This is a genomic window from Pantoea sp. R102 (assembly GCF_004916815.1).
In the GTDB taxonomy this organism is placed as follows: domain Bacteria; phylum Pseudomonadota; class Gammaproteobacteria; order Enterobacterales; family Enterobacteriaceae; genus Pantoea; species Pantoea dispersa.
In genome coordinates, this window is the sequence record NZ_SDFT01000120.1 from 1 (window position 1) to 26,048 (window position 26,048).

The window sequence follows — 26,048 nt, forward strand, 5'->3', positions numbered from 1 at the left end:
CGGGCCCGCAGCTGCGGGTAGTTTTCCAGGCGTTTTGCCATCTGCTCGAGCATGGTTTCGGCCTGTTTTTCCATGGCGTGAGCGTCGCGCAGCCAGTCGTGATAATGCGAGAGTGCGGATGTGGTCGTCATATCTACCTCCGTTGTACGGCAGTCGCGTTACTGTTTTTCCGCGATATCCGTGAGTTTTTCATCGGTGGATTTTTCTTCTGCCAGCGTGGCAGCCAGCAACTCTGCGGCCTGGTTCAGCTCCAGCTTTTTCGCCATGGCCACCAGCGTGCCGTAAGTGGCAATTTCGTAGTGCTCAACCTTCTGCGCTGCGCCGATCAGGCCAGCATCGCGCACCGGGCCGGCTTCGGTGGATTCAATCAGCTCCTGCGCTTCTTCTACCAGGCCTTCCAGCGCATGGCACTTCATACGCATGATGCGCAGCTCATCGTGGCTCTCTACAACCTGATCGAGGCGCTCAATTTGTCCCTGGGTCTCTTCCAGATGTTGCTGAAAAGCGTTTTTTAAACTTTCATCGGAGGCTGCCCGGACCAGTTTGGGTAACGCACGGGTGATCTGTTTCTCCGCGCTGTAAACGTCCGAAAGATCGTGAATAAAAAGATCGAGTAGCGATTTAACTTTCATGGAATATTCTCCGAATCGGTGATTAACGGGAGGCTGAAGCCATTAAGTGATAACGCGATTAAGAGAGGGAATGAAACGAAGCAATGAATCCCTGTCATCCTGTTGATGACGGAGCATTCCCTGCTCCGAGACATTCCTTACTCTGCGTTACAGCGCATCAGGAATCGCGATGGCTATTCTGTCCGCCTTTTTTGCCGGCTTCGGACGCTTTCTCACGGTCGTTTTTGAAATTACCGCCGCTGTTTTGTCCGCCTTTTTTACCCGCTTCAGATGCTTTCTCTTTGTCTTCTGCGAAATTACCTGAACCGCCTCTATGCTCTGTCATACTATTACCTCGTGATGAGTAATAAATAACATGACGCATCTGCCGCCATGCATGTTTTGCACACTTAATACTAATGCAGGCTGCCTCACTGACAAGCGCGGCGGTTATATTTTTCACGCCTCGCTAACGCTATATTAATGAGAAGGCTGGAGATTGTGGTGTAAAATAACCACGCAATTTTTAGCGAGCCGGTCCATATTACGGTCTCGCTTTTAACCTACCTGATGATTATTTATGCTCTACACATTTTCCTTAGGTGGAAATTTCATCCGCCTGGCTTATTTTATTGACGTTTAATCATTGAACGGCGAAGCGGCGCTAAATAGCGTCGAGCAGACGGTTCAATTCCGCCAGACTAAAAAGGGTTGCTTTGCGCACCACTTCTTCACCTTCACCTGAAAACCATTGCCGGCTGGTGTGCACGCTGCCATCTGCCAGACACCATGCAAACCACACGGTGCCGGCTGGCGTGCCGTCCTCACCGCCGTCCGGGCCGGCATAGCCACTGACGGCAATAGCCAGCGTATCCCCGGAGAGCTTTTTCGCGCCGCAGGCCATCTCCCGTACCGCGGCTTCACTGACGGCGGTATCACGCGCCAGCGTCTCTGCGCTGACGCCCAGCACGCGCTGCTTCGCCTGATTGGTGTAAGTAATAAAGCCGCTGCTGTAAAAGCGGCTACTGTCGCTGGCGGCCGCCAGCGCGGAACCGACCCAGCCAGAGGTGCAGGATTCAGCGGTGGTGACGCTCAGGCCGGCGGCCAGTAATTTATTACCCACTTCGGTCGCTAAATTAACCAGTTCTTCATCCATATTCTGTATCCCTTGTCAGAGTGAAATTAATAAACGCTGTCTCTGCCGCTGCTCATATGCATTGCCAGCGGCGTGCATCCGAATTATAGGAGTAATTTCTGCACCGCTGCTCAGCCGAATTAAACTGTTACCGAAGCTCCCGGCGTTTACCGCTAAGCTTAAAACTCAGAACGAAGAGGGAATAACCGGAGCGACATGATGTCAGCTAATTAACTGCAAGAGGAATAACACCATGAAGAAAGATGAGTTAGCCAGCCGTGATTATCCGGTGCAGGAGGATATGCGCTGGCAACGCAGGGAGAGCGTTATACAGCGTATCGGTGAATACGTGCTAATGGTGATTGTGATCCTGGGTGCCTGCGGGCTGTTTTCCAAAGGCATATTAAGCGACGGGCAGGCGCAGTCGGCTGATAGTTCCGTCAGCATTCGCTATGAACGTTTTGGTCGCATCGACAGCAATATGAACCTGCGGATTCGCGTGGCACCGCAGAGCGGCGAGCGTTTCACCGTCACGCTAGGCAGCGGCGCGTTAGACGATTTGCAGATCCAGACGCTACAGCCACAGCCACAGCAGGCCATCACGCGGGATAACACGCTGCAGCTGACTTACGCCAGCGAGGCGGCAGAAGGTCATGTGATCTGGCTGGGGATTCAGCCGCAGGCGGCGGGACGGGTTGCGCTGAGCGTGCACGTCAATCATCAGGTACCGGTAAAGGTATCGCAGTGGATTTACCCATAAAAGGAGAGCGTTATGGAAACGGTATTACGCGCAGCCGCCATTTATCTGTTGTTAATGGTGGTATTTAAAATTGCCGGTCGACGCACACTGCTGCAAATGACCTCATTCGATTTGATTCTGCTGCTGATTATTAGCGAAGCCACGCAGCAGGCATTGCTGGGTGATGACTTTTCCGTTACCGGTGCCAGCCTCACCATCATTACCTTAATCACTATTGATATTGTGCTGGGCAAACTCAAAGCGCGCTTTCCGCTATTCGAACAAATGGCGGAGGGAGGACCGCTGATTCTGGTGGAGCATGGCCGGATATTAACGCAGCGGCTAAAAATGTCGGGCATCAGTCGGGAAGATATCCTCGAGGCCGCGCGTTCAGGTCAGGGACTGGAACGCATCGATCAAATTAAATACGCGGTGCTGGAAGTGAGCGGTCATATTTCCATCATCCCGGAAAATTCAGATAAAACTGAAAAATAGCAACAATCTCTCAATACTTGTTTGTGACGCAGATCACGCTTTTGTTAATTAATTGATTTTATACCACTAAAATTATTTTGTACAAGTTTGAAAAAAAATCTTTACAAGCAACCCGCTATAAGCGCAGCGGTGAAAATAACCATTTGCGCATGGCTTTTTGTCAGCGCAAATATGCATATTAAATGTTGTTTTATCTCCAATCCCATCCATATTGTTCCTGTGTGGAGATATTCTGTCGTTTAACTACTTAATTATTTTTATCAATGGGGTGACATATGACACAACGACGTGGTGGTGCAGGTAATTTTGCAGAAAATACCGAGCGTGCTCGCGAAGCGGGTAAAAAAGGCGGCAGCGTCAGCAGCGGGAATTTTAAAAACTGTCCTGAAAGGGCAGTAGAAGCGGGCAGACGCGGTGGAAAAGTAAGTCGTCGCGGCAAAACCGCAGCGGCGGAAGCTTAAACCGCCTTCTTTAATATAAATGCAGTCAGCGTAATCAGTTAAGCTACCCTGAGGCGGCTTAATCGGTAACGCAGCGGCGCAATTCAGGGAGTGGTCCATTGCGCCGCACGCATTTTATATCACCAGCTGCCGTGCTGCAGGGAACGAAAAAATGACGCGCGGTAATATCTGATAAGCGCAGCGGCTGCAACCACCAATAACGATTGTTAGCGCGAGAGGAAATAAGTAACAGGCAGATTAGGTGGCACTGATAACGAAGCGATACGTTGTCGACTCATTATTAATGTGGACCTGATCGGGCGTTGACGATGTTAAAAAATTTCAATTTATGCATGGGTTAATAACTTTTCGGTAGCACTTTTTGCAACAAAAAAACCCCATTCTCTTGTTTATCCTCTTGTACAGATTTTGAAAAACTTGTACAACTTAGCCAGAACATTTTTCTGACAATTTAATGTTAACGGGAGTCACTTATGCGCCAGAACGGATACACTCCGAACTCAGTCGAGGCGATTGCCAACTATTTTAGCAAAGCCACGCTGCCTTCGCAGCAGGAGACGCTGGGCCAGGTCGTGGTCGAAATCCTGCGTGAAGGCCGTAATCTGAACCGTAAATCGCTGTGTACTAAGCTGCTGCGTCGTCTGGAGCTCGCTTCTACCACGGAAGAAGAGCACCATTATCACCAGCTGATTGGCCTGCTATTTGAACGCGAGAGCTGAGAGCGAAGCGAAAGCGTCCAGGTTGTACACACGAAAACGCCATTCTGATAACGTATCACTGCATGTATGACTTGTGACGGGCTGTATCGCGCCGCAGGATAGCGGCGCTGTTTTTCTGTCGCGTTCCCGGTCGGGGCAGGCAGCATGCAGAGATTTATTATGATATGAACAGAAGCGAACACCAGACTCTTATTGATGAGATCATCGGCGAAGCGGCGTTAACGCTGCTGCAGCGCTCCGGGCCGGTCACCACCCAGGCGTTGCTTGATGAGCTCCACATTATGCAGCAGCAGGCCAGCGATGATGCTCAGGCGGCTGCGATTCGCACTGCAATCGATGAAGTCCGGTCGAGCATGACGGCTGGACAAAAGCGGCGTGGCGAACAATCGGATCGCGATAATGTGCATCCGCTGTTTGGCCACAACGGTCAGGGTGGCGGCAGCCGCAAGCACTGACTGACAGTTAAATTATAATCTGACTGTATTGCTCACAGTACGGGAAAAGAACGATGTCGGAGAATCACTCTCTCTATTCTGCGCTGCCGGACACGGAACTGGCGGCGCATTTTCGCGATGCCGGAGTGGCATTGAGTGAAGAGGCCGCGGTACTGAATGATGTCATTCGTAGCGTGCTGGCCAGCGAAGGCCGCGTCAGTAACAAATCCATCATTCTATGTCTGATTATGGCGCTGGAAGCGACACAGGACGAAGCGCAGGCAAGTGTGCTGCGCAGAACGCTGGAAATTGTGGTGGGTTATACGCCAGACGACGCCTGAGGTAGTGGTCCCCGCGCAGGCGGGGATCGGTTCAGTGCATAAGATCTGCCAGTAGCCTTATTGCGGCATCGCAGCGATGCCGGAAATCCTCATCACGCGCTTCTGCTTTCATCGTATGCAGCACCTGCGTCACGTCATGTATCCTGAATACGCTACCTTCCCTGATAAATTCCGTCACCGCGATGCCTATCAGCGCATACAGATCCGGTGCAGGACGGTTAACTTTTTTCACGTCACCTCCGGGACTTGTATATCCGTACAGTGTTGCACAGGTGATAACAACTCAACACCTTTTTCTGCTGTCAGTGAAAATGGCACAGGTTATTCGTCAGACAGATTGCCAGGCGTTATCACGCTGCGCGAATAGTAATACGCTGCTGTAGCAGATTCATGCAACTAAAAAATGGTTAAGCATGCCGATAACTCTATTTTAGCGCTGTGCTTATTGCGCCCGGAACATTCACCGACACGCTGCGCGGCGGGCGGGAATTATCGCGCCTGCTGCGACCGAGGTTAAATTCATGCAGCCAGCTGCGGTACTGTCTGATTAATTCCTGCGCATTTTTTTCATCACTGGCGCGACAAATAAACAGCTGGCTCATGGTCTGGTGCTCAGCCGCCGTGGCGTAGATCTCGCAGGTCATCTCGCGTTGCTGCAGTTCAATCGCCGTAAAATGTAACTGCGGCCACTGCTGCAGTCGGTTAGCGAACATTTTATAGTCCATTTTAGGATCCTTTTATTTTTCTATTTTCTACTGGTATTACCTGTAAAAGGCACAATAGACCAAAAGTGAAAAAGCGCCAGTTTTGCGGGTCACGACCCATTAAATAGTGCACAAAATGAAAAAAATATTAACGTGTACAGCTTTTACCGCTGCGCTTATATTTTCGTGAAAGATTGAATAAGCGCAGCGGCTAATAGCGACAGTGCAGAAATACCGTCTGGCTCGCAGCATCGCCTATCCTCTATTAGGGTTAACTGATGGCTAACCAAAGGAGAAGAGGGCATGACCAATCCGAGTGCCGCCGATGAACTGGCGCTGATCGATCGCTACTGGCGCGCCGCCAATTATCTGTCCGTCGGGCAAATCTACCTGATGGCCAACCCGCTGTTACGCGAACCACTGCAGCCCGGGCATATCAAGCCACGTCTGCTCGGCCACTGGGGCACGACGCCCGGCCTGAACTTTATCTATGCGCACCTCAACCGCATCATCCGCCAGCGCGAGGTGGATCTGCTGTACGTCTGTGGTCCGGGGCACGGCGGTCCGGGCATGGTGGCGAACAGCTGGCTCGAAGGCAGCTACAGCGAAATCTATCCGCACGTCAGTGAAGATGCCGCCGGTATGCAGCGGCTGTTTAAGCAGTTTTCGTTTCCCGGAGGCATTCCCAGCCATGCGGCACCAGAAACGCCGGGCTCGATTAATGAAGGCGGCGAGCTGGGCTATTCGCTGTCGCATGCGTTTGGCGCGGTTTTCGATCATCCGCAGCTGATCGTACCCTGCGTGATTGGTGACGGCGAAGCCGAAACCGGGCCGCTTGCCGCCAGCTGGCACGGCATCAAATTCCTCAATCCGCAGCGTGATGGTGCGGTGCTACCCATTCTGCATCTGAACGGCTACAAAATTGCCAACCCGACGCTGCTGGGGCGCAGCAGTGATGACGATCTGCAGCAATTGTTCAGCGGTTACGGTTATGAGCCGCTGTTTGTCTGCGGGCACGAGCCGGCCGACATGCATCAGCAGATGGCGGCAGCGCTGGATAACGCGTTTGATAAAATTGCCGCTTATCAGCAGCAGGCGCGCAGCGGCCAGGCTGAGCAGGCGATCCCGCGCTGGCCGATGATTGTGCTGCGCAGCCCGAAGGGCTGGACCGGCCCGAAAGAGGTGGACGGTAAAAAAGTGGAAGATTTCTGGCGTGCGCATCAGGTGCCGGTGGCGGCGTGTCGCGAAGACGCGTCGCATCGGCAGGTGTTAGAGCAGTGGCTGCGCAGCTATCAGCCGGAGGATCTGTTTGACGAGGCGGGTAAACTCAGGCCGGAACTGCGTGCGCTGGCGCCGCAGGGGAATAAACGCATGAGCGCCTCGCCCTATGCCAACGGCGGCCGGCTGCGACGCACGCTCAACACGCCGGACATCCGCGAGTTTGCGCTCGACACCGGCGCGCCGGGCAGCCAGCGCGGCGAAGCCACTAAACAGTTCGGCCACTACCTCAGCGCGATTTTTCAGCGCAACGCCGATAACTTCCGGCTGTTCGGGCCAGATGAGACCGCCTCGAATCGCCTGACGCCGGTTTTTGACGTCACCAGCCGCAGCTGGATGGCAGATATCGAACCGTATGATGAGCAGCTGGCGCGTGACGGTCGGGTGATGGAAATTCTCAGCGAGCATCAGTGTCAGGGCTGGCTGGAGGGCTATCTGCTCACCGGTCGACACGGGCTGTTCAACTGCTATGAAGCCTTTATCCATATTGTCGACTCGATGTTTAACCAGCACGCCAAATGGCTGAAGGTGACGCGCAAGCTGGGCTGGCGTCAGCCGATCTCGTCGCTCAACTATCTGTTGTCTTCACATGTCTGGCGCCAGGATCACAACGGTTACAGCCATCAGGATCCCGGTTTTATCGATCACGTGGCGAATAAAAAGGCGGATATCGTGCGCATCTATCTGCCGCCGGACGCAAACACCCTGCTGTGGGTAGGCGATCACTGTCTGCGCACCTGGGATCGCATCAACGTGATTGTCGCCGGCAAGCAGCCGTCACCGCAGTGGCTGGACATCGACAGCGCTATTGCCCACTGTGAGGCGGGTATGGGCGAATGGCGCTGGGCGAGCGATGACGACGAGCCGGACGTGGTGATGGCCTGCGCCGGCGATGTGCCCACCATGGAGACGCTGGCGGCGGTAGATCTGCTGCGAAACTATCTGCCCACGTTGCGCATTCGCGTGGTAAACGTGGTGGATCTGCTGGCGCTGCAGACGCAGCAGCAGCACCCGCACGGCAAGTCGGAAGAAGATTTCGATGCGCTGTTTACCCGCGACAAACCGGTAATTTTCGCCTTTCATGGCTATCCCAGCCTGATTCATCGTCTGACCTATCAGCGCAGCAATCACGCCAATTTCCACGTGCACGGCTTCAACGAAGAGGGCACCACCACCACGCCGTTTGATATGACGGTGCTCAACGAGCTGGACCGCTATCATCTGGCGCAGGCGGCGATTTTGCATGTGCCGGGCCTGGCCGATCGCCATCCTGAATTGCTCGACGACCTGCAGCAGCGCATCGCGGAGCACCATCGCTATGTGCGCGAATACGGTGAAGACGTGCCGGAAGTACGTAACTGGCTGTGGCCGGGCTAACCCGACCCGGGCGCGAAAAAAACCGCCTGAAAAGGCGGTTTATGGTTTATTCGGCCTGTTTATCCCCGGATTCAGGCGCGCTGGTTTCGTCATCTTTCGGCTTCTGGTCGGGGCTGTTTTTACGCGGATCGTAATCCGGCTGGTCGCCGTGAACGGGACGATCGGTCATTGTATACTCCTTAACGGTTACCATGTGAACCCGCGCCACCGTTGCCAGCTGCGCGGATGAAAGGGTGGCTGCGCGGCTCAGCCCGGAACATTCTGCCGCTTCTCTGTGTGCTGATGTTTCCCCATAGCCAGTGCGCTGGCGCTGGCCGGATCGAACAGCGACAGGCTTTCAATCTGGTTGACCATCAGCACCTTACGGAACTCCAGCGCGCTTTTGGGTTTGGAGACAAAGCTAATCTCGTGCTGGTGATACCAGCGGCTGTAGTTATGCTCAATCGCCAGATTCAGCGTGCGCGAATCGCGATAGCCGCTGAGCATCGGAATAAGCACGATATTGGCGGTGCTGGGATATTCAAAGGTGGCAGCGTGAATCATGCCGATGTAGATACGGCGCGATTTCAGCGTAACCCAGGCCAGTTCGCCTTCTTCCATGCAGTGCAGCAGCAGTTGTTCAATACCGTTAGAGCGCGACAGGCGCTGATATAGCTCTTTGCGACTGCCGGCGGTCAGCCGCGCGCTGCCGGAATTGGAACGATACACACAAAACAGCACGGCAAACGCCAGCATGATCACCACCGGTGCCTGAATGCCGAGAAAACTCCATGTCATGAAATCGACGTGCCAGCGCGCATGGAGATCGGCAGACAGCGCCAGGCTGTTATTGATGGCCGAGGCCGCCAGCAGTAGCAGCCAGACCAGGCCGGTGGCGACCACGCCCTGAACGACAAAAATGCAGCCGTACAGCGCAATGAGAAAATAGACGTCCCAGCCAAAGGAGCGTTTTATTTTCAGGCGGCTGGACATATCGCGACTGGTGTACCAGTAGCCGCAGACCATCAGCACCATAAATATCGCGGTTCCCATCAGATATCCTTTAAGCGCTTAATATGATCGGCGAAGTCCTGCTGTACCTGTGGACTGAGGGGATTAACCGAAGCGTTACCGTCTTCGTCAATAATAATCCGGTCACCTTCCTGAATGGATTCACGAATATCCTGGCGGCTCATCACCTGCAGTAATGATTCCGGACTGGAAAAAAGAAAGGTAAAATAGCGCAATATCACGTCAGGCTGTTCCTGTAAGGCAATAAATAGTTAATTGATCATATAACGTTTTCTGCCAGATTCAGGCGGTTTCAGAGTTATCTGTTAAACGTGAGGAAAGTCAGCGCAGGGTAAGACAATAATCCGGGGGGTAACGGCGCGCTCCCTGCGCCATGGCCGCCTCATCCTGTGCTGGCCGGCGAATCACGAGCCGCGATTGCTGCTCTGACCGCCTTTTTTACCGGCTTCGGACGCTTTTTCGCGGTCGTTTTTAAAGTTGCCGCCGCTGTGCTGTCCGCCTTTTTTACCGGCTTCTGATGCTTTCTGTTTATCTTCTGCGAAATTACCTGAACCGCCTCGATGCTGAGTCATAATATATCCTCTTCATGAGTAATAAATAACATGACGTTGTTGCGCTGTCATGTGCGTGTTGCGTATTTAATACTAATCGCTGGTGCTATTTCTGCAAGCGTGACGGCGCATAAAAAGGGCGTTTTTATTTTTATCTTAGTTTGTTGAAATAACAATAATTCTGCGTTGTCGCTGCGCTTATTTAAAACTTTTGCGGCGGTGAAGTAATAAAATGAAACACTCCAGTGCACCCAATCGGCCGGGCCAGACAGTTGACCCGGCGCCGTGAGCCACGCTAAATAACCATGCCTAAAATCTGCAGGATGCTCTGCTGCGAAGCAGTAATAAAAGGAATGTCTTTGATGTGCTGCATGCCAAAGGCTTCATAAAATTTGCGTGCGCGCACGTTCTCACCCATCACTTCCAGCCACAGATAGCCTTCCTGCTTATCGCGCGCGGCGTGGATAATGCTTTCGAACATGCGCCGGCCATAGTTTTTACCGGTTTCCTGCGGATTGAGGTAGAGCTTATTCAGCTGGGCACCGCTCATACCGGAGTCCGGTACCGGCGTGTTCCAGGTCACTTTGGCAAAGCCGATGGGTTTGTTGGTTTCGGCAATCAGCCAGCTTTCGTTGGGCGCCACCAGGCTGCTGCGCAGTTCGGCCAGGCCGTACTCTTTATCGATGAATTCATCCAGCTCGGCTTCGGATACCCACATATGTTTGAAGTGGGCGCTGTAGGTCATGCGCCCCAGCTGATGCAGCAGTTCGGCATCATCAGGCTGCGCGTTGCGTATGGTGAATTCCATGCCAGTCTTCCTTCAGTTTTTATGTTTTATCCTGCGTTACGGCAGAGTGGGGATGTCAGCGGGCATCCTGCCCGTACAGGTGACCCGTCATTATGCGCGAATCAAACCGGGTGTCATCCCTTTTACGGTAAGGATGTTGGCTGAATGTCTTGATTTTTTAACAGGAAGGAGGCAGGCGCAGGATGTCCAGCGGGCTGAACATCCTGAATTGAGGCGGGTGGCGCGAATTAAAAGCCGTAACTGGTGAGGCGATGGTAAAAATCCATGTGGTTTTTACAGCCCAGCTTGCGTGAGATGGTGTTCTTGTAGTGGCTGATGGTCTTATTGCTGAGGTGCAGCGCATGCCCGATCTCCGTCATGCGGCGCGGACCCGCCAGCCAGCGCAGCAGCGTGAACTCGCGCTCGGTCAGCACATCGGCGTTGCCGTGCGGTACGGCGACGGCGGCAACGTTTTCCGGCGTCAGCACCGCACTGACCAGCGTCGCCAGCGGGCATTTTTTACTCAGGATCAGCGCTTTCTTCAGGTGGCGGGCCACGTAATTCAGCACGGCTTCATCGCTGATGTCGGTGAGAATCACCAGCTCAACGCCCGGCGTTTTGAGCTGCATCAGCAGCAGGCTACGCAACGTCTCTTCCAGGTTTTTACTGGCAAAATGCAGCTCGCTGATCACCACGTTGCGCCCGTGTCCGGTGGGGATTGGGTCATCCGGCGAGGTGAGCGTCAGGCAGCTTATCATCTGCCCGGAAAAGTAGAGGCGCAGACCTTCCGTAATCCAGCGGTCGCTATCCATAGTGAAGATGTTCAGCATTGTTTCCTCCTGTGCTCGCGGTTAACCCATTTGAACGGAAACCGCGCGGAGCCGATATCAGACGGCCTGCGTCAGGTTGCAGGAAAAGGCTGAGAAATGTCCGGGATGGCTGAGCTGCAGGGGGACAACAGGCAAGCTGGTTTCTGATGAATGAAGCAAAACCGGTACGGTGGCGAACCGGGGAGATCGCCCGGGATGATGTCAGCTGCCACTGTTGCTCTGCAATTTCATTTTCCTGTCATTTTTAGTCTTTAGGGTGTCAGCTCCTCTGTATGGACATGAATAATATGAAAAGAAAAACGCTTCCTTTGATTCTCGGTTGTACCCTCTCGTTATCCACGCTAGCGGCGCAGCCGCAAACCGAACGCTATAGCGTCGCTTTTCCTCAGGGGACGCGCGTCAGCTACAGCGGTGCGTTCGCCAGCGCGTTTCCGGAGGGTTTGCCGGTGGGCATCGGTTCCGGTTTGCTGTTTACCGGCAGGCAGGGAGACACGCTCAACTTTGTGACCGTCACCGACCGCGGACCGAACGCCGACTCGCCTGACATGGGTAAACAGGAGTCGAAAATTTTCGTCACGCCGGACTTCGCGCCACTGCTGATGAATATCCAGGTGAAGAACGGCAAAGCGCAGGCGACGGACGCCCGACCGCTGCACGACGCAAAGGGCAATATTAACGGCTTGCCGCTGCAGAATGGCGTCATCGGGTCAACCAATGAGATCGCGCTAAGCGATAAATTGAACGTGCTGCAGGGCGATAACCGGGGTCTGGATACGGAAGGCATTACGCTGGACGGGAAGGGCGGATACTGGCTGTGCGATGAGTATGGTCCGTTCCTGATTAACGTTGATAAGCAGGGCAGGATTCTGGCGATTCACGGGCCGCAGGCCATGGAAGGGGAAAAATCGATCGCGGGTGGTCTGCCGAACGTTCTTAAATGGCGCCAGCCAAATCGTGGCTTTGAAGGGATCACGCGCATGCCGGATGGACGTATCATCGCCGCGGTGCAGAGCACGCTCGATATCAACGGGAAAAGTAAAAAGCAGGCACGCTTTACCCGCCTGGTGAGCTTCGATCCGGCCACCGGGAAAACCGCGATGTATGGTTACCCTATCGACAGCGAGGCGTACAGTAAAAACAGCGACGCGAAAATTGGCGATATCGTGGCGATCGATAATCAGCATATCCTGCTGATTGAGCAGGGCAGCGACAAAGACGACGCGATGCGTAACCTTATCTATAAGGTGGATCTCAGTCAGGCTAGCGATCTGGCCGCATTCGATAAGGCCGGTGACTACCCGGAGTTTGACGACGCCAAAACGCTGGCGCAGCGCGGCATCGTGCTGGCAACGAAAACGCGGGTGGTGGATCTGCGTCAACTCGGCTGGCAGCAGGAGAAGGCCGAAGGGCTGGCGCTGATCGACAGCAACACGCTGGCGGTCATCAATGACAATGACTTCGGCGTGAAAATGGTGCTACAAAATCCGGTGGAAGGTAAGAAGCGCAAGGATTATCGGGTCAACGACCAGGGCGGGCTGACGGTAGATGATAAGCCGGTTGCCACCACCATCAGCGTGAAGCCGCTGGATAAAGCCAGCTCGGACAGTGAGTTGTTTATCATAACGCTGGCGGAACCGCTGAAACCCTAGAGGCTGCAGTGCTGGCGCTGGACACCGGTGCCAGCACGAAAATGCTTAAGGCTGAATGACTCCCCGTTGTGTCATCGGGGAGGTCATCGCGGCCTCGTGTTTAACAGGATGTGGAAACTCAGGGTGGCTATTGCTCAGGTGATTAAGAGATATCGCCTGATAAATTTACCCTGATACAGCGTACAGCCATTAAATGGCCTGAAACGGCAGCGTCAGTTCCTGGGATAAGGCAGACTGACTCACAGGAAAATGTCTGTCTGGAGTGAGAGGCAGGCATTGATTCATAGATTAAGGCAAATAATCGCGCGGCGTTGCATTCAGGATGGAGCGAAAAGCAGCGGTATAGGCAGCAGGACATGAAAAACCGAGCTTATAAGCGACCTGTTTGATAGGGATGTTATTAGCAAGGAGATCTAACGAAGCATAAATTCTTGCTCTTTGCTTCCAGGTTCTGAAACTAAAACCCGTATCCTTAATAAACAATCGCGAAAAGGTACGTTCAGACATTGACGCGATAAAAGCCAGATCGCTCAGTGGTATTTCCCAGCGATGATTTACCACAAGTTCTCTGGCCGCAGAGAATAATCGCTCATCACGTGGCATTGGAAGTTCCGCAGTAAGAGAAGGCGCTTCGCTGAGTATTTCCAGAAGCAACAGAGCCATTTTCCGCTGGCTCGGTCTGTTGTAGTTATCACTGAACAGACCGGTTATCAGTTCTTTCACCAGTGGCGTAGCCGTAATGACATGCACCTGGTCACTCTTCGCAAAATTTGTACATTCCGCGATAAGGCTGCCACTGAAATAGACGGCCCTGAGATCTGTGTGAGACAGCAGATTGTAACTATGTATCTGCAGAGGCGGTAGCCACAATGCACGCTGAGGGGGGATAACCCAGCGATTGTTTTCCGTTTCGACCAGCATCACGCCTCTGGTTGCATAGAGGAGTTGCCCTTCAAGGTGATGATGAGGAGGATCGGTTTCTCCTCGCTGATAGCTAATCGCTGTGCCGGACCAGCCAGTGGATGCTTCATGTCTTGGCGCTTTATCTATACTACCTGGCATTTCAGATTAGGGTCCTGCAACTATGATGCTGCCTCGAAACCATCCGGTGTACCAACTCACTGGATGAGTGTGTCGTTTATCAGTCAGATTATCACAGGTATAACAGGAGCCTATCCTCATGCGGGTACACTTTATCGTACATGAAAGTTTTGAAGCGCCAGGGGCTTATGAAACATGGGCCAGAAATCAAGGTCATAATGTGACTTACTCGCGTGTATACGCAGGCGATGAGCTACCCGTGGACGCCGAAGGTATTGATTTCCTGATCGTGATGGGCGGTCCGCAGGACCCGTCCACGACCCAGAGAGAGTGTCCGCACTTCGATGCGAAAGGCGAGCAGGCGCTGATTGCTGCTGCTGTTAAAACCGGTAAAGCCGTTATCGGTATCTGCCTTGGCTCACAGCTGATCGGTGAGGCGCTGGGCGCGCCGTTTGCTCACAGCCCTGAAAAAGAGATTGGTAAGTTCCCGATCACGCTAACTGAAGAGGCTCGCGAGGATGCGTTGTTTTCTCACTTTGCGAAGTCGCTTGAGGTCGGTCACTGGCATAACGACATGCCGGGCCTGACCGCGGATGCAAAAATCATCGCCTACAGCGAAGGCTGTCCCCGCCAGATCGTTTCCTATTCAGATCGCGTCTTTGGTTTTCAGTGCCACATGGAACTGACGCTGGATGTTGTAGAACGGCTCATCGCTCATTCGCAGCAAGACCTGAGCCGAGCCGCAGAGTATCGCTTTGTTCATACGCCAGAAGAACTTCGTGCGCACGACTACAGCGAAATGAATCAGGTACTTTTTGGCTTCATGGATAAGCTCGAAGCGCGCTACAAATCAGCTTAAACAACGCTTTATGCCCGGTGATGTTTATCTCCGGGCATTCTTTATCAGAAGCTGATACATGCAGGCACCATGACCTTTTGTGCACCCTTCAAACCCTACTTTCTATCAACGGCCTGGCGCAGGACCGATTCCGCCGGCGCGTTACTTCAGGTCCAGAGCGGCCATCACTGCTGCTACTTCTGCCACCTCTGCGGCCGATAAGGGTAACAGGGGACGAGGCAGACAGTCGGCATCGGTCAGCCCCAGTATGCCTGCTGCCGCTGCGATCACGCGGAGACTTCCGCCATGCTTACGGAACAGATCCCATAAAGGTTGCAGGCGGTGAGTTAGGGCAGTAACGCGTTCAGCGTCGTTAATGGCTGCGGCCTGCGTAATTTGTTTAGCGGTTTCCGGGAAGATACCGCCGCAAACGGAATACCAGACTTCGCAACCGGCATTCAGCCCCAGCCCGGCACTGGCGTCACCACTAATACCCAGGGTCACGCCAGGACGAAGATGTTTTCGTAATGCTGCGACGCGTTCAACCGCAGCGATGGGGGTATCCGGTACTCCCGGAATTTTAATTGAGCGAATCCCTTTCAGTGACGACAGCTGCCCGAGCAGTTCGTCGGTAAAGCGGAAATGCGTGGTGCCGGGGTTGTCATAAACACAAACCGGTACTGAAGCATGTCGGGTAACCGTCTCAAAGAGGGCATACACCTCTTCATTACGCAGCGGCTGGTAACTCATCGCCGGCAGCAGCAGCGCAGCAGCGCCTGCGGACTGCGCATCTTCAGCCAGATGCAGTACGGCATCGGTACTGATAGCACCCACGCAAACCATCACGGGAATCTCCCCGGCAACCTGACGGGCCAGCGTTGCGCTGCGTTTGCGCTGTTCCCTGCTCAGGTAAGCATAGCTGCCGGTTGAACCCAGAACACCCAAAGAATCGACACGGGCTGCCGTCAGGCGAGCCAGGATCTTCGTGAATCCCTGTTCATCGACACCACGCGCGGTGACAGGCGTTAACGGGAAAGCAGACAAGCCGGTGAACATGCAGAGTCTCCAGAACTGAGTTAAAGGTGTTACTCGCCGATGAGGGTGACGTTACACTGCCGTCCGGGCATCATTTCTTCAAGGCCGTCGGTCAGCATCTTTCCAGCTTCATGCAGCTGATCGAGCGGCATCTGCGGCAGACTTTCCAGAATAAACCACATGTGTTGCGCTTCAACGCTTAAGCGAGTCCTGATTCCCTGCCGCCAGTTCCAGCGACGGCAGGTTACGCCGGCATCATCACACCAGACGACTTCGCCAGGCGCAGGATATTCCACCGCCATAACCCCTTCTTTCATGGTATCAAAGGGTTCCGTGCCTGTTGCCACCGTCAGGCGAGGTGCACCCCGGTACGCGGCAATATTTTCTCCCCCTACGGGCACGGCATAACGCAGACTGACAGCGTTATAAAGATCAACGACCGGATCGAGCGCGGGCAGGGTGCCATCGCGAAGCACGCGTTTGCGTAGCGCCTCAGCAGAACAGGGCGTGCGTTTGGGTTTGGCACCAAATTTCTGAAACACATCGGCCCATGCGGCCAGATGGGATTCAGCCCAGTTGGGGGAATCTGACAGCACCGCCTCACAGGCCGCCTTCAGTGCCGTTACCCCGACGTGCGGATTCACGACAGGCGCTGCCTGTACACTGATGCTGAGCGCCCGAAAACCGGGGGCGATTTGACAGACTTCAGGGGAAATTGACGCAGATACGATTAACACGCGATAATCCTGTAATGACCATTTTATTTTATAATATCGACCAATGACCAAAAAAGTCAATTTAGTGACCTTTGCCGGCGCAGATGTCAACACGGTTAACGAAGCCGTATCTCTGCGGATTAAGCAGTTTCGTAAACAAAGAAAAATTTCTCTCGATGAGTTATCCCGCAAAGCCAGTGTCAGTAAGGGGATGCTGGTAGAAATTGAAGGGTGTAAGGCTAACCCCAGCATTGCGCTGCTATGCCGGCTTGCTGCTGCCATGGGCGTGTCCGTGGCGGATTTTGTTGATGTCAGCGCCAGGCCTGATGTGCACATCATCGCTGATACGGACATCCCCGAACTCTGGAAAGGAGACAAAGGGGGAAGCGCCAGGCTGCTGGCCGGCTCGGGTGGACCCGATATGCTTGAGCTGTGGCTGTGGGAAATGCGGCCAGGCGAAAAGTTTGAATCACCCGGGCATACCTCAGGCACGCTGGAGCTACTGCACGTAAAATCCGGAACCCTCACGCTTGGCGTGAAAGAGAGCGTATTTCAGGTAACGGCGGGATTCTCCGTTACAGCCAAAACTGATGTTCCACACTTCTACGCAAACCAGGGAGAAAACACGCTGAACTTTATCATGACGGTGAATGAAAAAGCGTCATAAACGTTTTTCAATGGACGGCCAAAGAAACCCTGATTTGTGTGCAAATAATCATCCTTGGTTTTCGCTATTCATGTCCGTTTCTGCCACCAGGCGGACTGCGTATTCGCCATGAGCGAGGAGCGGATATTAGCGACAAAGAGTCGGGGAATATCACACAGCGGCCGGGTCGATATCGCACATGGCTTGATCTAATAGCCGCTGGCGCCTTATTAAGGTATATAAAATATCCGGATCGCTACCCGAATGGATCGATGAGGATATCTGACTACACCGTTGGAATAGTACCGCCATCAATGACAAATTCAGTACCGGTGATCGCGGCAGCATAAGATGATGCGAGGAAGACAATGAGATTAGCTACCTCAATGGGTTGAGAAGGGCGTCCCAGCGGAATACCGCCAAGTGCCTTCATGATGATCTGCTTACCGCCTTCGTAATCTGTTCCTGCCTGCTGCGCCAGCCGTTCCGCCATGGCCACTGAAGCTTCGGTCTCGATCCAGCCGGGTGCCACGCGAACCACCCGAACCCCCTGTGACGCAACCTCTTTCGACAGGCTTTTACTGTAGGCTGACAGCGCCGCTTTCGCTGCTGCATAACCCGTGGTTGATTCTGGTAAGGGCAGTTCTCGCTGGATAGAAGTGACATGGATGATCACTCCGCCCCCCTGCTGCAGCATGGCAGGCAACAGCGCACGATCTAAACGTACCGCGGGCAACAGATTAAGATTGAGCTCCTGTTGCCACTCCTCTTCACCCAATGCTGCAAAGCCACCACCGGGTGCGGTAGAACCGCCGGCCACATGAACAATGATGTCGACGCCTCCCAGATGTGTCTGAACGGCTTCCGCGACTGAGTTACACCCTTCAACCGTGGTCAGGTCTGCCGTTACGAACGCGTCTGCCCTACATTCTGCGGATGCGTGGCGTGCGGTTGTTAATACTGTTGCACCCAGCTGTTTGAATAGCCCAACTACCGCTTTACCCACACCTTTGGTACCCGCAGTGACCAATATGCGTTTACCGTGGAAATTGAGATCACATGGCATTGGAGAATCTCTGGTCTGTTGAAGTGGCAGTACAATAATCAGTAATGCTGGCAATATCGCCACCCTTGCTGAGCGCGAAGTCGTCATAAATAGCGAGCGGTAATGTGGATGGCATAGACCTGTATTCCCTTTGTTTACAGTACGGTCATATTCCACATAGACTGTTAAATTGACAAGTACGCACAAAAAAGTGAGTTACTGAATGATGAGTAAGTTATACAGTCCGGAATCAGCCGCAAGCGGAGTGGAGCATGTTATTCAACTGCTGGAAGGGCGCTGGAAATTAATCATCCTTTTTCATCTGTTCGACGGCAAAGTACAGCGCTATTCAGATTTTGAAAAATTAATTTCCGGTATTTCGCAGAAGATGCTGGCGCAACAACTGAGACAGCTGGAAGCCGACGATATAGTGTCGCGGATGGTGTATCCTCAGGTGCCACCCAAAGTGGAATATCGACTCACTGAATGGGGACAGGCACTTTGTCCTGCTCTTGATGCCATGCTGAAATGGGCGGAAAAACGCCCGACTTAACCAGCCAGGACGCTGAGCCTGATAAAATTTAACCTGTTCAGGCTGGTGTTTAGGGTATAAAGCGTGCTGTTATTCGTAGTGACTGAGAATTTCATAAAATTAAATTTAACGTCCCTGTTATGAACCCGGGATTGCCCCGCGATAAAATAGTAAGAAAACGTGGCTTATAAACGGTAAGTTCAGGAGGTTTCTTTGCAGGCAGATACGACACGACTTCATCTACGAACGGTAATTGAATCTGACGCTGATGATCTTTTCAGAATTTATGGCGACCCTGCTACAAATACCTTCAACCCCGCAGGTCCGTATCCCGATATTGATTATGCCCGTCAGGTGTTGGCTCGCTGGCTTCAGCACTGGGAAACGTACGGTTTCGGTAATTGGGCGATCGCGTTGACGGACAATCCGGGGAGAGTCATTGGTTTTGGCGGACTCAGCATCAGGAGCTATGCCGATTTATCAATCAATAACCTTGGATATCGCTTCTCTACAGAGGCATGGGGAAAAGGGCTGGCGACAGAGTTTGCTAAGTATACGGTCGACTATGGTTTTGGTGAAATAAAGTTGGCTGAAATATCTGCTGTAGTACGGGCAAATCATCTGGCCTCGCAAAAAGTTCTAACCAGGGCAGGATTGCAGTACTTACGAGAAATTCATGATGTGAAAAGTGCGCCCCCAAGCTTGCTTTTCACCTTGACTCAGGACAAGTGGAATAAAAAATAAATATGCGGGGCACACTGTCTCCCGCCGGATACCATTAATTTCCGCTGTGCTCTAAAATTAATGCTGCGAATCCGGTAACGCTCCACCTTAAAGTGCAGCGAGTATCGCGGCTTCCATTTTCTCCGGGGACGTGATCGGTGCAAAGCGTTTCAGCGGCTGGCCGTCGCGTCCGATGAGAAACTTGGTGAAATTCCACTTAATCCGTCCGCCCAGCACGCCGGGGAGTTCCGCTTTCAGATAGCGAAATAGCGGGTGCGCTGCGCTGCCGTTAACCTCGACTTTGCCGAACATCGGGAAGCTCACCCCGTAATTAACATGACAGGTTTGTGAGATGTCATCAGCGTTTCCCGGTTCCTGCTTACCGAATTGATTGCAGGGATAGCCAAGCACCACCAGACCCTGCGCGGCATATTTCTGATAGAGCGCTTCAAGGCCGGCGTACTGGGGCGTGAAGCCGCAATGACTGGCGGTATTCACCACCAGAACCACCTTGCCTTCATAATCGGCCATAGAGATAGGTTGACCGGTCAGGCTGGTGGCCGAAAACTGATAAAAAGGGGTCATGTCAGTGTCCTCAAAACAGCACAGTTTCGATGTTGATGTTGCCACGCGGGCCCAATAGCGGGGTTCATAGCCTGGCGCGCACAGCATAACTTTCTGCGCGCCGTTGTCACAATAACACTGACATCTAACCTTGCAGACAGAGCCTGATCGCCGGCACAAAACTCTGTCTGCCAGTCTCACTCAGACGCCTCTGCCATCAGTGCCGCCTGCACAGCAGGGCGCGCATTGATCCGTGCCATATACGCCAGTAGCGCAGGCCAGCGATTCAGCGTCAGTTTGGACTGGTGTGTTCGCCATCCGGTCAGTCTTCTGTTGCTGCGCAGTCACTGCTGACAACGCTGCGTAAAGAAAGATAAGCCACGGTCCGGAGGTCAATTTATTTGCTGGCTAACCATCAGTTTCATAATGAAGGGCCTCGCCGCAATCTGTCAGCCGCATGAAAACCGGGAGGTTAATAAAAATCCGTGGCATCCGTGTGTTATGCCATCAGGGCGCAATGACCGCCGACATCTGCTTCACCACTTCGTCACGTGCTCTCAGGCCAGCATTCGGCGTTAACACCTGTTCATCCTGAATCAGTTTGGCAAAAACAATTTTTTTCCTGCCTTTGGTCGCCCAGCCGACATACCAGCCATAGGCATGGTGCGGATCGTATTGATTCTTTTTCCCCGGTGAGCCGGTTCCTGTTTTGCCGTGCACCGTCCAGCCCTTAACGCTGACGTCGTAGCGGGTAATATTATCTGTCATGTCATAGGCATGCTGGTTTACGCGCAACTCACGGTTAACGACTTTCCTTAAAAAGCCAATCTGCTGAACCGGTGAGATCTGCAGGGATGACATAACCCACACCCCATTCTGACCGGGGGCGCTGACGTCAACGGCGGAAACATCTTCGTTTCCGTAAGCAAATGCCTTTACATAGTCTTCAAAGCGATGTTGCCCGATTTTTTTAACAACCTGCTGCGAATACCAGAAGACCGAATATTTTAGCCATGCCGTGGGATCGATTTTATTCATCCAGTTTTTACCGCCCCAGTCCGGGTATCCTTGTTGGTAATCCCAGGCGGGTTCCTTTTCATTTTTCAGCACGCCGGCATCAAATCCCATCAGGCTGATGGCTATTTTAAAGGTGGATGCGGGTGTGACTTCTCTACTGCAGTCGTTGCCACTCTCCAGCAGGACTTTGCCTGATTCAGCGTCAACAATCAGAGTGCACAGGTTTTTGGCGAATGCCTGCTGTGAAAATAATATTGCAGCAACAGAGGCCATAACGGCCAGACGGGTTTTCATTGATGATTGAATCCAAAGTTAAATGCTAACGTAATTTACACCCTGAAAAAGGGCACTGAACGCGGTCAGGCTGTGCATAAAGAGACTGGTCACGCCACATCCCTTTATCATCTGCAAACTATCGCGTTCGGTGTGCTTATTAATAACCCTGAACAGGGGTAAATAAAAACGATTTAATCTGCGCCTGTTTTTTAGGAAAACTAAACGATGCGAAACCGCCTTTCCGCGAGACAAACGGCGCGAAAACGACGCTATTGCGATCTGCACACCTGCGGCATTTTTCGTCTCGACGGCGATATAAGCGGTAATTAATGGGATGTAGTCCTGCGCCTACACAATCGGTAAGCACATCCGATGGTCAGGGATATTAATACGTGACAAGCTTATCCTCAGTTCACGGCAATCCTCTGCCAGGCATAATGAGAATGTATTTTCAGGAGTGGTTATGCAGCCGGTTAAACGTTGGCAACGCGATGTCTGTCATTTAAATACCCGGGCGTTAACCTGGGTGGCGGCGGGCGCATTTTGCGCGGGCTGCTGGTTATTGATCAGCGTGCTGGCGCTAACCCTGTAACGCGTAGCCAGTGCGAAGAGAATTAGCGCCAGCCGGAAGGGAATCCGCACCAGGGCGTCAGGGATGAAATTTTTGTAGTGGTTGGGGGCGCGTTGCCCCCTTTTTTGCCTGCAGACAGGGGTAATGCCATGCGCAGCCCGTGCGATTACGGCCCGAGACGCAGCGTTTCGGCGCGTTTTGCTGTCTCGTAAACGTATTGCAGCATCGGTTCTAAATCGGCATCTGGTCCGGCGCTGATAATTTTGCCGCGCAGCCATTCAATTTCACTGGTGATATCAGGATGAAAGATGGTGTTGTTTTGCGCGTTGCGTAACCACTTCAGCAAAAAGTTATTTTTCCCGCGTACGCCGCCGGACTTCTTGCTGTTCACATAGAGTTTTAACGCAACCAGAATGCAGTAATAGAAATGGACGCGCTGACTATAATTCTGCAACATCTCTTGGCTCTTCATCTGCCGTTTTTCACGCCCGCCAGTGTGCATTGATGTGAAAAGCAGGTCAAACACAATTGGCCGCGCGCCTGTCACAATTGCGAGCGCAACCAACATTTTAAGAATTTCTTTAGCAGCTGATAAATTGCGCCCGCCAGCAGCTGGATGCTTTGCCGGGCAGAATAGCCTGTGATTATTTGTTAATAATCACAAAAAAGCACAGCCGTATCTGATAATTAGATAGATCCGATTCTCTAAATGAATTTCCCCTCCGCATCGCCATCTGCAACTCTGTTCTCCGCGCTGGCCACCCTTGCGTTTTACCGGCCGGTGAAATTTTTATTTGCATCAACATGGCTGTCATAAACAGGAGGTGAATTATGACAAAACCTGCTCTGGCGTTCGCTGCGGCCTTACTGGCGCTCAATGCCACCGCATCCATTGCGGCTCAGCCGCATCACGTTTATACCAATAAAGATTTCTATAAAAATGGCGTCTTCCAGAAAGAGGTGGCGAAAGATGCAATAGCGCAACTGCTCGCCTCTTATGGTCATACGCTGACGCCGGCCATGCGCCAGCAGCTGTGGGTCAATGATTTCGGGCTGGGCGATTATCAGCATGTTGGCCTGGCCAGCATCACCTGGGTCAATAATCTGGATTACGGTTATTACGCTATGACCATGTATCTGCTGCCGAACCAGATGATTCCGGAGCATCGACACATGCCGATTAGCGCGCCGCCGGCACGTCCGGCAAAACATGAATCATGGCGCGTTCTCGATGGCTGGGTATATAACTTCTCAGAAATTGGCGCCGCATCAGCGGATATTCCGCCGACGCCGAAAAGTTTTGGTCCGGTGCAAAGCCACAATGTCGTCATTCAGCATCAGGGCGAAACGCTGTCGCTGAAAAAACTGGAGAGTTATCATTTCCTGATGGCCAACAGTAAAGGGGCGATTGTGGATGAATATGGCAACTGGCAGGATCGCCGCGGCTGGTTCAGCTCCAATCCTAAAGTCGCCCCTACGCCGTAAACCGTGCCCCATAATAAATAGTTGATGTGATTTCCCTGTAGCCACCGGAGGCGTTCGCGCCTCCTTTTTAATTAATGCTCTTTATCGGGATGCGCAGAGAGCCGCTCAGCCGCGGCGATTTACCCGGTGCAGACAAATATCACGCTGTTTCATCTCTTCAACGGCAGCACAGGGGCAATCGTCATCGGTGATCACACCGTCCAGCTGCTGCAGCTTACACACGGAATACACGCTGTAACGACCATATTTGCTGCTGTCAGCCACCAGATAACGCTGCGCTGAGGCGGCCAGCACCGCCTGATTCACCAGCAAGGTGTCTTCGTCGGGTGTCGAGAGGCCGTGCGTGACATCCCACGCGCTGGCGCTGAGGAAGGCCAGATCAATATTGAACGCGGCAAGGGCGGTCGCCGCCATGGCACCCACGCTGGCAATATGCCGTTTATCGACTTTGCCACCCGTATGAAATAGCGTGATGTGGCTGTGGCGCATCAGCCAGGCGGCAATCGTAAAGTCGTTAGTCAGCACGGTGAGACTTGCCTGATCGCCTAACGCACGCGCAATTTCATAGCTGGTGGTACCGGCATCGAGGTAGACAACCTGGCCATCCTCTACCAGTGACGCAGCATAACGGCCAAGGCTTTGTTTGGCGTGCACGTTCAGCTGTGCCTTATCCACATACGGCAATGCCTGATGGACCACGGCAGGCAGCCTGGCGCCGCCGTGTATGCCAACCACCAGGCCGGCGTCCTGCAGGAATTTAATATCGCGGCGGATGGTCATCGCCGACACTGCCATCAGCGTGGCCAGTTCGTGAATGGTGGCCGATCGTTTCGCAAACAGGTAGCGATAAATAGCGTCTTTTCGGTCTTCGGGCAGCATGATGAGCTCAGGGTTAACAGTGACGTTTTGCCTGCCATGCCACGCACGCATAGCGTCCGGTACGGCAGCTTCGCTATGATAGCTCATCTGAAGTTGAATCAGATTCAACGAGGCAATGAGTCAGGAGACACGAAAATGCCCGCCCTGCAACGTAATGAACTGGCCGATCTGAATGTTTTTCTGCTGATTTGCCGGCGCAAGAGCTTCCGCCTCGCCGCACTGGAACTGGGGGTCACCACGTCGGCCATCAGCCACACGTTGCGCAGTCTTGAAGCGCGTCTTGGCGTGCGCCTGCTCAACCGCACCAGCCGGGCGGTGGTGCCGACGGACGCCGGTGCCGCTTTTTTGCGCCACCTGGAAACCGGCTTTGCGCAAATTGAGCTGGCGCTGAACGATCTGCACCTGTACCGCGAATCACCCAGCGGCCGCCTGCGGCTGAACATCCCGCGTGATGCCGGGCAGCTGCTGTTTCGGCCGATCCTGGCGCGCTTTATGGCGACCTATCCGGAGCTCAGTCTGGAAATTACGGTGGATAACAATCTGGTGGATATCATCGGTAGCGGCTATGACGCCGGGATTCGCTACGGTGCCAGCGTACCGAAAGATATGATCGCCATGCCGCTGACGCCCAAACTGCGCTGGATCGTGGTGGCGTCACCCGATTACCTGCGCGACGCGCCGCCGCTGCAGCATCCGGACGATCTGCGCAACCATCGCTGTATTCGCATGCGCCTTGGCAATGGCACGCTGTATAAGTGGCCGCTGGCGCAGGGCAAGGTGACGTATGAGGTCGATGTGCCGGGCACGCTGACGCTCAATGAGAGCGACATGATTATTGATGCGGTCGCCGGCGGTTACGGTCTCGGCTACTGCCCGGAGCGCTACGTACAGGCGCAGCTGGCGAGCGGGCAGCTGGTGCGCGTGCTGACGGACTGGTGCAGCGAAGACGAACCGCTGGTGATGTATTACCCCGACCGTCGCCAGCTGCACCCGGGTTTACGCCGGCTGATTGAGATGATCCGCGCCGAAACGATGCGCTAACGCTGGACGCGTGCGGCGTAAATAATAAACGTCACCACGCCAAAAATTTCCAGCTCCTCCTCTTCACGCAGCCGGATGGGCTGATAGCGCGGATTCATCGGCATCAGCTGTACGCAGGGATGCGTCTGCAGCCGCTTGACGGTGAACTCGCCGTTAATGGCGGCGATTACGATGTCGTCGTGCCGGGCATTGAGTGAGCTGTCGACCACCAGCAGGTCGCCTTCGCGGATATTGGCATCGCGCATCGAGTCGCCTTCGACGCGCACAAAATAGGTGGCGCTGGGGCGGGTCACCAGCAGCTCATTGAGATCAATCTGGCGCTCAATGTAGTCCTGAGCGGGCGAGGGGAAACCGCCGTGCACCGCGTCAAGGAATAGCGGGCGGGAGCGCGAAGGCGGTGAAAGCTGTGGCAAAAAGAAACGCGTCATAGCGAACATTCCATAGATACTGTTTTTATATACAGTATCAGGCGGTTTTTGCTATGATCAAGTCTGCCCGCGGTAAAAAAAGCGAAGCG

Annotated in this window: 35 protein-coding genes and 2 pseudogenes; 15 read left to right on the top strand and 22 right to left on the bottom strand. The window is 53.4% G+C overall.

Features of this window, described 5'->3' with window-relative positions; genetic code table 11:
• The 4 genes from ERD80_RS13070 to ERD80_RS13085 all read right to left on the bottom strand — a co-directional run.
• A partial coding sequence (locus ERD80_RS13070; RefSeq protein ID WP_136547175.1) for a DUF892 family protein occupies positions 1-131 on the bottom strand: 131 nt, incomplete at its 3' end.
• 27 nt (positions 132-158) lie between these two features.
• Complete coding sequence (locus ERD80_RS13075; protein WP_021506331.1) at positions 159-632, bottom strand: ferritin-like domain-containing protein; 474 nt, start codon at positions 630-632, stop codon at positions 159-161.
• A gap of 157 nt (positions 633-789) precedes the next feature.
• A complete protein-coding gene (locus ERD80_RS13080; RefSeq protein WP_021506330.1) occupies positions 790-957 on the bottom strand; it encodes a general stress protein in 168 nt (55 codons plus the stop codon).
• A 318-nt stretch (positions 958-1,275) separates the two neighbouring features.
• Positions 1,276-1,767 (bottom strand): nicotinamide-nucleotide amidohydrolase family protein, encoded by a 492-nt coding sequence (locus ERD80_RS13085; RefSeq protein WP_058769659.1) that lies wholly within the window; start codon positions 1,765-1,767, stop codon positions 1,276-1,278.
• A 232-nt stretch (positions 1,768-1,999) separates the two neighbouring features.
• On the opposite strand from ERD80_RS13085, the gene ERD80_RS13090 reads away from it, so the two are divergent.
• The 6 genes from ERD80_RS13090 to ERD80_RS13115 all read left to right on the top strand — a co-directional run bounded on the left by ERD80_RS13090 (position 2,000) and on the right by ERD80_RS13115 (position 4,935).
• A complete protein-coding gene (locus ERD80_RS13090) occupies positions 2,000-2,506 on the top strand; it encodes a hypothetical protein (protein ID WP_136547176.1) in 507 nt (168 codons plus the stop codon).
• Positions 2,507-2,518: 12 nt separating this feature from the next.
• Complete coding sequence (locus ERD80_RS13095) at positions 2,519-2,980, top strand: YetF domain-containing protein (RefSeq protein ID WP_021506327.1); 462 nt, start codon at positions 2,519-2,521, stop codon at positions 2,978-2,980.
• A 275-nt stretch (positions 2,981-3,255) separates the two neighbouring features.
• Complete coding sequence (locus ERD80_RS13100; protein WP_071813571.1) at positions 3,256-3,441, top strand: general stress protein; 186 nt, start codon at positions 3,256-3,258, stop codon at positions 3,439-3,441.
• Between the two features lie 473 nt (positions 3,442-3,914).
• On the top strand, positions 3,915-4,160 hold the full coding sequence (gene ycgZ, locus ERD80_RS13105) for a regulatory protein YcgZ (RefSeq protein ID WP_021506325.1): 246 nt from the start codon (positions 3,915-3,917) through the stop codon (positions 4,158-4,160).
• A 164-nt stretch (positions 4,161-4,324) separates the two neighbouring features.
• Positions 4,325-4,615, top strand: coding sequence for a hypothetical protein (locus ERD80_RS13110; protein WP_058769661.1), 291 nt, complete (start codon positions 4,325-4,327; stop codon positions 4,613-4,615).
• A gap of 53 nt (positions 4,616-4,668) precedes the next feature.
• Positions 4,669-4,935 (top strand): biofilm development regulator YmgB/AriR family protein, encoded by a 267-nt coding sequence (locus ERD80_RS13115; RefSeq protein WP_021506323.1) that lies wholly within the window; start codon positions 4,669-4,671, stop codon positions 4,933-4,935.
• A gap of 31 nt (positions 4,936-4,966) precedes the next feature.
• Here the strand turns inward: ERD80_RS13115 and ERD80_RS13120 are convergent, their stop codons facing one another.
• Both ERD80_RS13120 and ERD80_RS13125 read right to left on the bottom strand, forming a co-directional pair.
• Complete coding sequence (locus tag ERD80_RS13120) at positions 4,967-5,167, bottom strand: hypothetical protein (RefSeq protein WP_136547178.1); 201 nt, start codon at positions 5,165-5,167, stop codon at positions 4,967-4,969.
• 193 nt (positions 5,168-5,360) lie between these two features.
• On the bottom strand, positions 5,361-5,660 hold the full coding sequence (locus ERD80_RS13125; protein WP_211145589.1) for a hypothetical protein: 300 nt from the start codon (positions 5,658-5,660) through the stop codon (positions 5,361-5,363).
• Between the two features lie 282 nt (positions 5,661-5,942).
• Here ERD80_RS13125 and ERD80_RS13130 point away from each other — a divergent pair, with 282 nt between their 5' ends.
• The gene (locus ERD80_RS13130) at positions 5,943-8,294 is read left to right on the top strand and encodes a phosphoketolase family protein (protein ID WP_136547180.1); all 2,352 of its coding nucleotides are present in this window, start codon (positions 5,943-5,945) and stop codon (positions 8,292-8,294) included.
• 46 nt (positions 8,295-8,340) lie between these two features.
• On the opposite strand, the gene ERD80_RS23005 is transcribed toward ERD80_RS13130, so the two are convergent.
• The 6 genes from ERD80_RS23005 to ERD80_RS13155 form a co-directional block, all read right to left on the bottom strand.
• Positions 8,341-8,463 carry a hypothetical protein gene (locus ERD80_RS23005; RefSeq protein ID WP_255412066.1) on the bottom strand — a complete coding sequence of 41 codons (123 nt, stop codon included), beginning with the start codon at positions 8,461-8,463 and terminating at the stop codon, positions 8,341-8,343.
• A gap of 77 nt (positions 8,464-8,540) precedes the next feature.
• Positions 8,541-9,326, bottom strand: a complete 786-nt coding sequence (locus ERD80_RS13135; protein ID WP_136547182.1) for a hypothetical protein — start codon at positions 9,324-9,326, stop codon at positions 8,541-8,543.
• Positions 9,326-9,523, bottom strand: a complete 198-nt coding sequence (locus ERD80_RS13140; protein ID WP_211145590.1) for a hypothetical protein — start codon at positions 9,521-9,523, stop codon at positions 9,326-9,328. Before ERD80_RS13140 ends, ERD80_RS13135 begins: the two co-directional genes overlap by 1 nt.
• A gap of 186 nt (positions 9,524-9,709) precedes the next feature.
• On the bottom strand, positions 9,710-9,877 hold the full coding sequence (locus ERD80_RS13145) for a general stress protein (RefSeq protein ID WP_021506316.1): 168 nt from the start codon (positions 9,875-9,877) through the stop codon (positions 9,710-9,712).
• Between the two features lie 274 nt (positions 9,878-10,151).
• Positions 10,152-10,664 carry a GNAT family N-acetyltransferase gene (locus tag ERD80_RS13150; protein WP_021506315.1) on the bottom strand — a complete coding sequence of 171 codons (513 nt, stop codon included), beginning with the start codon at positions 10,662-10,664 and terminating at the stop codon, positions 10,152-10,154.
• Between the two features lie 227 nt (positions 10,665-10,891).
• On the bottom strand, positions 10,892-11,473 hold the full coding sequence (locus ERD80_RS13155) for a LuxR C-terminal-related transcriptional regulator (protein WP_059010369.1): 582 nt from the start codon (positions 11,471-11,473) through the stop codon (positions 10,892-10,894).
• 287 nt (positions 11,474-11,760) lie between these two features.
• Between ERD80_RS13155 and ERD80_RS13160 the strand changes: the two genes are divergently transcribed.
• Positions 11,761-13,122 (top strand): esterase-like activity of phytase family protein, encoded by a 1,362-nt coding sequence (locus tag ERD80_RS13160; protein ID WP_136547186.1) that lies wholly within the window; start codon positions 11,761-11,763, stop codon positions 13,120-13,122.
• Between the two features lie 288 nt (positions 13,123-13,410).
• Here the strand turns inward: ERD80_RS13160 and ERD80_RS13165 are convergent, their stop codons facing one another.
• A complete protein-coding gene (locus ERD80_RS13165) occupies positions 13,411-14,184 on the bottom strand; it encodes a helix-turn-helix transcriptional regulator (RefSeq protein ID WP_058769667.1) in 774 nt (257 codons plus the stop codon).
• A 118-nt stretch (positions 14,185-14,302) separates the two neighbouring features.
• Here ERD80_RS13165 and ERD80_RS13170 point away from each other — a divergent pair, with 118 nt between their 5' ends.
• On the top strand, positions 14,303-15,022 hold the full coding sequence (locus ERD80_RS13170; protein ID WP_088515888.1) for a type 1 glutamine amidotransferase: 720 nt from the start codon (positions 14,303-14,305) through the stop codon (positions 15,020-15,022).
• 141 nt (positions 15,023-15,163) lie between these two features.
• Here the strand turns inward: ERD80_RS13170 and ERD80_RS13175 are convergent, their stop codons facing one another.
• Together ERD80_RS13175 and ERD80_RS13180 are read right to left on the bottom strand one after the other, a co-directional pair.
• The gene (locus tag ERD80_RS13175; RefSeq protein WP_136547187.1) at positions 15,164-16,057 is read right to left on the bottom strand and encodes a dihydrodipicolinate synthase family protein; all 894 of its coding nucleotides are present in this window, start codon (positions 16,055-16,057) and stop codon (positions 15,164-15,166) included.
• Positions 16,058-16,086: 29 nt separating this feature from the next.
• Positions 16,087-16,773, bottom strand: coding sequence for a B3/4 domain-containing protein (locus ERD80_RS13180; RefSeq protein WP_136547189.1), 687 nt, complete (start codon positions 16,771-16,773; stop codon positions 16,087-16,089).
• A 43-nt stretch (positions 16,774-16,816) separates the two neighbouring features.
• Here ERD80_RS13180 and ERD80_RS13185 point away from each other — a divergent pair, with 43 nt between their 5' ends.
• Entirely contained in the window at positions 16,817-17,419 is a 603-nt protein-coding gene (locus ERD80_RS13185) for a helix-turn-helix transcriptional regulator (protein ID WP_021506296.1), read from the top strand.
• A gap of 265 nt (positions 17,420-17,684) precedes the next feature.
• Here ERD80_RS13185 and ERD80_RS13190 read toward each other — a convergent pair whose 3' ends face one another.
• Entirely contained in the window at positions 17,685-18,464 is a 780-nt protein-coding gene (locus tag ERD80_RS13190) for an SDR family oxidoreductase (protein ID WP_021506295.1), read from the bottom strand.
• Positions 18,465-18,669: 205 nt separating this feature from the next.
• Here ERD80_RS13190 and ERD80_RS13195 point away from each other — a divergent pair, with 205 nt between their 5' ends.
• The gene (locus ERD80_RS13195; RefSeq protein ID WP_136547206.1) at positions 18,670-18,996 is read left to right on the top strand and encodes a winged helix-turn-helix transcriptional regulator; all 327 of its coding nucleotides are present in this window, start codon (positions 18,670-18,672) and stop codon (positions 18,994-18,996) included.
• Positions 18,997-19,188: 192 nt separating this feature from the next.
• Positions 19,189-19,719: a GNAT family N-acetyltransferase gene (locus ERD80_RS13200; protein ID WP_136547191.1), complete on the top strand. Its 531-nt coding sequence runs from the start codon at positions 19,189-19,191 to the stop codon at positions 19,717-19,719.
• 87 nt (positions 19,720-19,806) lie between these two features.
• Here ERD80_RS13200 and ERD80_RS13205 read toward each other — a convergent pair whose 3' ends face one another.
• Positions 19,807-20,283 carry a glutathione peroxidase gene (locus ERD80_RS13205; protein ID WP_136547193.1) on the bottom strand — a complete coding sequence of 159 codons (477 nt, stop codon included), beginning with the start codon at positions 20,281-20,283 and terminating at the stop codon, positions 19,807-19,809.
• Positions 20,284-20,459: 176 nt separating this feature from the next.
• Positions 20,460-20,564, bottom strand: a pseudogene (locus tag ERD80_RS22880) (glutathione transferase GstA); the annotation flags it as partial.
• On the opposite strand from ERD80_RS22880, the pseudogene ERD80_RS22885 reads away from it, so the two are divergent.
• A pseudogene (locus ERD80_RS22885) lies at positions 20,541-20,639 on the top strand (LysR family transcriptional regulator); the annotation flags it as partial. The pseudogenes ERD80_RS22880 and ERD80_RS22885 sit on opposite strands and share 24 nt — an antisense overlap.
• A gap of 130 nt (positions 20,640-20,769) precedes the next feature.
• On the opposite strand, the gene blaOXA reads toward ERD80_RS22885, so the two are convergent.
• A complete protein-coding gene (blaOXA, locus tag ERD80_RS13220; protein WP_136547195.1) occupies positions 20,770-21,573 on the bottom strand; it encodes a class D beta-lactamase in 804 nt (267 codons plus the stop codon).
• A 719-nt stretch (positions 21,574-22,292) separates the two neighbouring features.
• Positions 22,293-22,583: a hypothetical protein gene (locus ERD80_RS13225; protein ID WP_031279201.1), complete on the bottom strand. Its 291-nt coding sequence runs from the start codon at positions 22,581-22,583 to the stop codon at positions 22,293-22,295.
• Between the two features lie 374 nt (positions 22,584-22,957).
• Here ERD80_RS13225 and ERD80_RS13230 point away from each other — a divergent pair, with 374 nt between their 5' ends.
• Positions 22,958-23,611, top strand: a complete 654-nt coding sequence (locus tag ERD80_RS13230) for a hypothetical protein (RefSeq protein WP_058776238.1) — start codon at positions 22,958-22,960, stop codon at positions 23,609-23,611.
• A 105-nt stretch (positions 23,612-23,716) separates the two neighbouring features.
• Here the strand turns inward: ERD80_RS13230 and ERD80_RS13235 are convergent, their stop codons facing one another.
• Positions 23,717-24,490: a DeoR/GlpR family DNA-binding transcription regulator gene (locus ERD80_RS13235; RefSeq protein WP_136547197.1), complete on the bottom strand. Its 774-nt coding sequence runs from the start codon at positions 24,488-24,490 to the stop codon at positions 23,717-23,719.
• Between the two features lie 135 nt (positions 24,491-24,625).
• Here ERD80_RS13235 and ERD80_RS13240 point away from each other — a divergent pair, with 135 nt between their 5' ends.
• Positions 24,626-25,531, top strand: coding sequence for a LysR family transcriptional regulator (locus ERD80_RS13240; RefSeq protein WP_058785633.1), 906 nt, complete (start codon positions 24,626-24,628; stop codon positions 25,529-25,531).
• On the opposite strand, the gene umuD is transcribed toward ERD80_RS13240, so the two are convergent.
• The gene (umuD, locus tag ERD80_RS13245; RefSeq protein ID WP_021506286.1) at positions 25,528-25,959 is read right to left on the bottom strand and encodes a translesion error-prone DNA polymerase V autoproteolytic subunit; all 432 of its coding nucleotides are present in this window, start codon (positions 25,957-25,959) and stop codon (positions 25,528-25,530) included. The two genes, ERD80_RS13240 and umuD, sit on opposite strands and share 4 nt — an antisense overlap.
• Positions 25,960-26,048: the final 89 nt, after the last annotated feature.

What these genes read in the sequence shown, in the direction of transcription:
- ERD80_RS13075 (WP_021506331.1), bottom strand. Translation starts at nt 632, where the DNA reads ATGAAAGTTAAATCGCTACTCGATCTTTTTATTCACGATCTTTCGGAC.
- ERD80_RS13080 (WP_021506330.1), bottom strand. Translation starts at nt 957, where the DNA reads ATGACAGAGCATAGAGGCGGTTCAGGTAATTTCGCAGAAGACAAAGAG.
- ERD80_RS13085 (WP_058769659.1), bottom strand. Translation starts at nt 1,767, where the DNA reads ATGGATGAAGAACTGGTTAATTTAGCGACCGAAGTGGGTAATAAATTA.
- ERD80_RS13090 (WP_136547176.1), top strand. Translation starts at nt 2,000, where the DNA reads ATGAAGAAAGATGAGTTAGCCAGCCGTGATTATCCGGTGCAGGAGGAT.
- ERD80_RS13095 (WP_021506327.1), top strand. Translation starts at nt 2,519, where the DNA reads ATGGAAACGGTATTACGCGCAGCCGCCATTTATCTGTTGTTAATGGTG.
- ERD80_RS13100 (WP_071813571.1), top strand. Translation starts at nt 3,256, where the DNA reads ATGACACAACGACGTGGTGGTGCAGGTAATTTTGCAGAAAATACCGAG.
- ycgZ (WP_021506325.1), top strand. Translation starts at nt 3,915, where the DNA reads ATGCGCCAGAACGGATACACTCCGAACTCAGTCGAGGCGATTGCCAAC.
- ERD80_RS13110 (WP_058769661.1), top strand. Translation starts at nt 4,325, where the DNA reads ATGAACAGAAGCGAACACCAGACTCTTATTGATGAGATCATCGGCGAA.
- ERD80_RS13115 (WP_021506323.1), top strand. Translation starts at nt 4,669, where the DNA reads ATGTCGGAGAATCACTCTCTCTATTCTGCGCTGCCGGACACGGAACTG.
- ERD80_RS13125 (WP_211145589.1), bottom strand. Translation starts at nt 5,660, where the DNA reads ATGGACTATAAAATGTTCGCTAACCGACTGCAGCAGTGGCCGCAGTTA.
- ERD80_RS13130 (WP_136547180.1), top strand. Translation starts at nt 5,943, where the DNA reads ATGACCAATCCGAGTGCCGCCGATGAACTGGCGCTGATCGATCGCTAC.
- ERD80_RS23005 (WP_255412066.1), bottom strand. Translation starts at nt 8,463, where the DNA reads ATGACCGATCGTCCCGTTCACGGCGACCAGCCGGATTACGATCCGCGT.
- ERD80_RS13135 (WP_136547182.1), bottom strand. Translation starts at nt 9,326, where the DNA reads ATGGGAACCGCGATATTTATGGTGCTGATGGTCTGCGGCTACTGGTAC.
- ERD80_RS13145 (WP_021506316.1), bottom strand. Translation starts at nt 9,877, where the DNA reads ATGACTCAGCATCGAGGCGGTTCAGGTAATTTCGCAGAAGATAAACAG.
- ERD80_RS13150 (WP_021506315.1), bottom strand. Translation starts at nt 10,664, where the DNA reads ATGGAATTCACCATACGCAACGCGCAGCCTGATGATGCCGAACTGCTG.
- ERD80_RS13155 (WP_059010369.1), bottom strand. Translation starts at nt 11,473, where the DNA reads ATGCTGAACATCTTCACTATGGATAGCGACCGCTGGATTACGGAAGGT.
- ERD80_RS13160 (WP_136547186.1), top strand. Translation starts at nt 11,761, where the DNA reads ATGAAAAGAAAAACGCTTCCTTTGATTCTCGGTTGTACCCTCTCGTTA.
- ERD80_RS13165 (WP_058769667.1), bottom strand. Translation starts at nt 14,184, where the DNA reads ATGCCAGGTAGTATAGATAAAGCGCCAAGACATGAAGCATCCACTGGC.
- ERD80_RS13170 (WP_088515888.1), top strand. Translation starts at nt 14,303, where the DNA reads ATGCGGGTACACTTTATCGTACATGAAAGTTTTGAAGCGCCAGGGGCT.
- ERD80_RS13175 (WP_136547187.1), bottom strand. Translation starts at nt 16,057, where the DNA reads ATGTTCACCGGCTTGTCTGCTTTCCCGTTAACGCCTGTCACCGCGCGT.
- ERD80_RS13185 (WP_021506296.1), top strand. Translation starts at nt 16,817, where the DNA reads ATGACCAAAAAAGTCAATTTAGTGACCTTTGCCGGCGCAGATGTCAAC.
- ERD80_RS13190 (WP_021506295.1), bottom strand. Translation starts at nt 18,464, where the DNA reads ATGCCATGTGATCTCAATTTCCACGGTAAACGCATATTGGTCACTGCG.
- ERD80_RS13195 (WP_136547206.1), top strand. Translation starts at nt 18,670, where the DNA reads ATGAGTAAGTTATACAGTCCGGAATCAGCCGCAAGCGGAGTGGAGCAT.
- ERD80_RS13205 (WP_136547193.1), bottom strand. Translation starts at nt 20,283, where the DNA reads ATGACCCCTTTTTATCAGTTTTCGGCCACCAGCCTGACCGGTCAACCT.
- blaOXA (WP_136547195.1), bottom strand. Translation starts at nt 21,573, where the DNA reads ATGAAAACCCGTCTGGCCGTTATGGCCTCTGTTGCTGCAATATTATTT.
- ERD80_RS13225 (WP_031279201.1), bottom strand. Translation starts at nt 22,583, where the DNA reads ATGTTGCAGAATTATAGTCAGCGCGTCCATTTCTATTACTGCATTCTG.
- ERD80_RS13230 (WP_058776238.1), top strand. Translation starts at nt 22,958, where the DNA reads ATGACAAAACCTGCTCTGGCGTTCGCTGCGGCCTTACTGGCGCTCAAT.
- ERD80_RS13235 (WP_136547197.1), bottom strand. Translation starts at nt 24,490, where the DNA reads ATGCTGCCCGAAGACCGAAAAGACGCTATTTATCGCTACCTGTTTGCG.
- ERD80_RS13240 (WP_058785633.1), top strand. Translation starts at nt 24,626, where the DNA reads ATGCCCGCCCTGCAACGTAATGAACTGGCCGATCTGAATGTTTTTCTG.
- umuD (WP_021506286.1), bottom strand. Translation starts at nt 25,959, where the DNA reads ATGACGCGTTTCTTTTTGCCACAGCTTTCACCGCCTTCGCGCTCCCGC.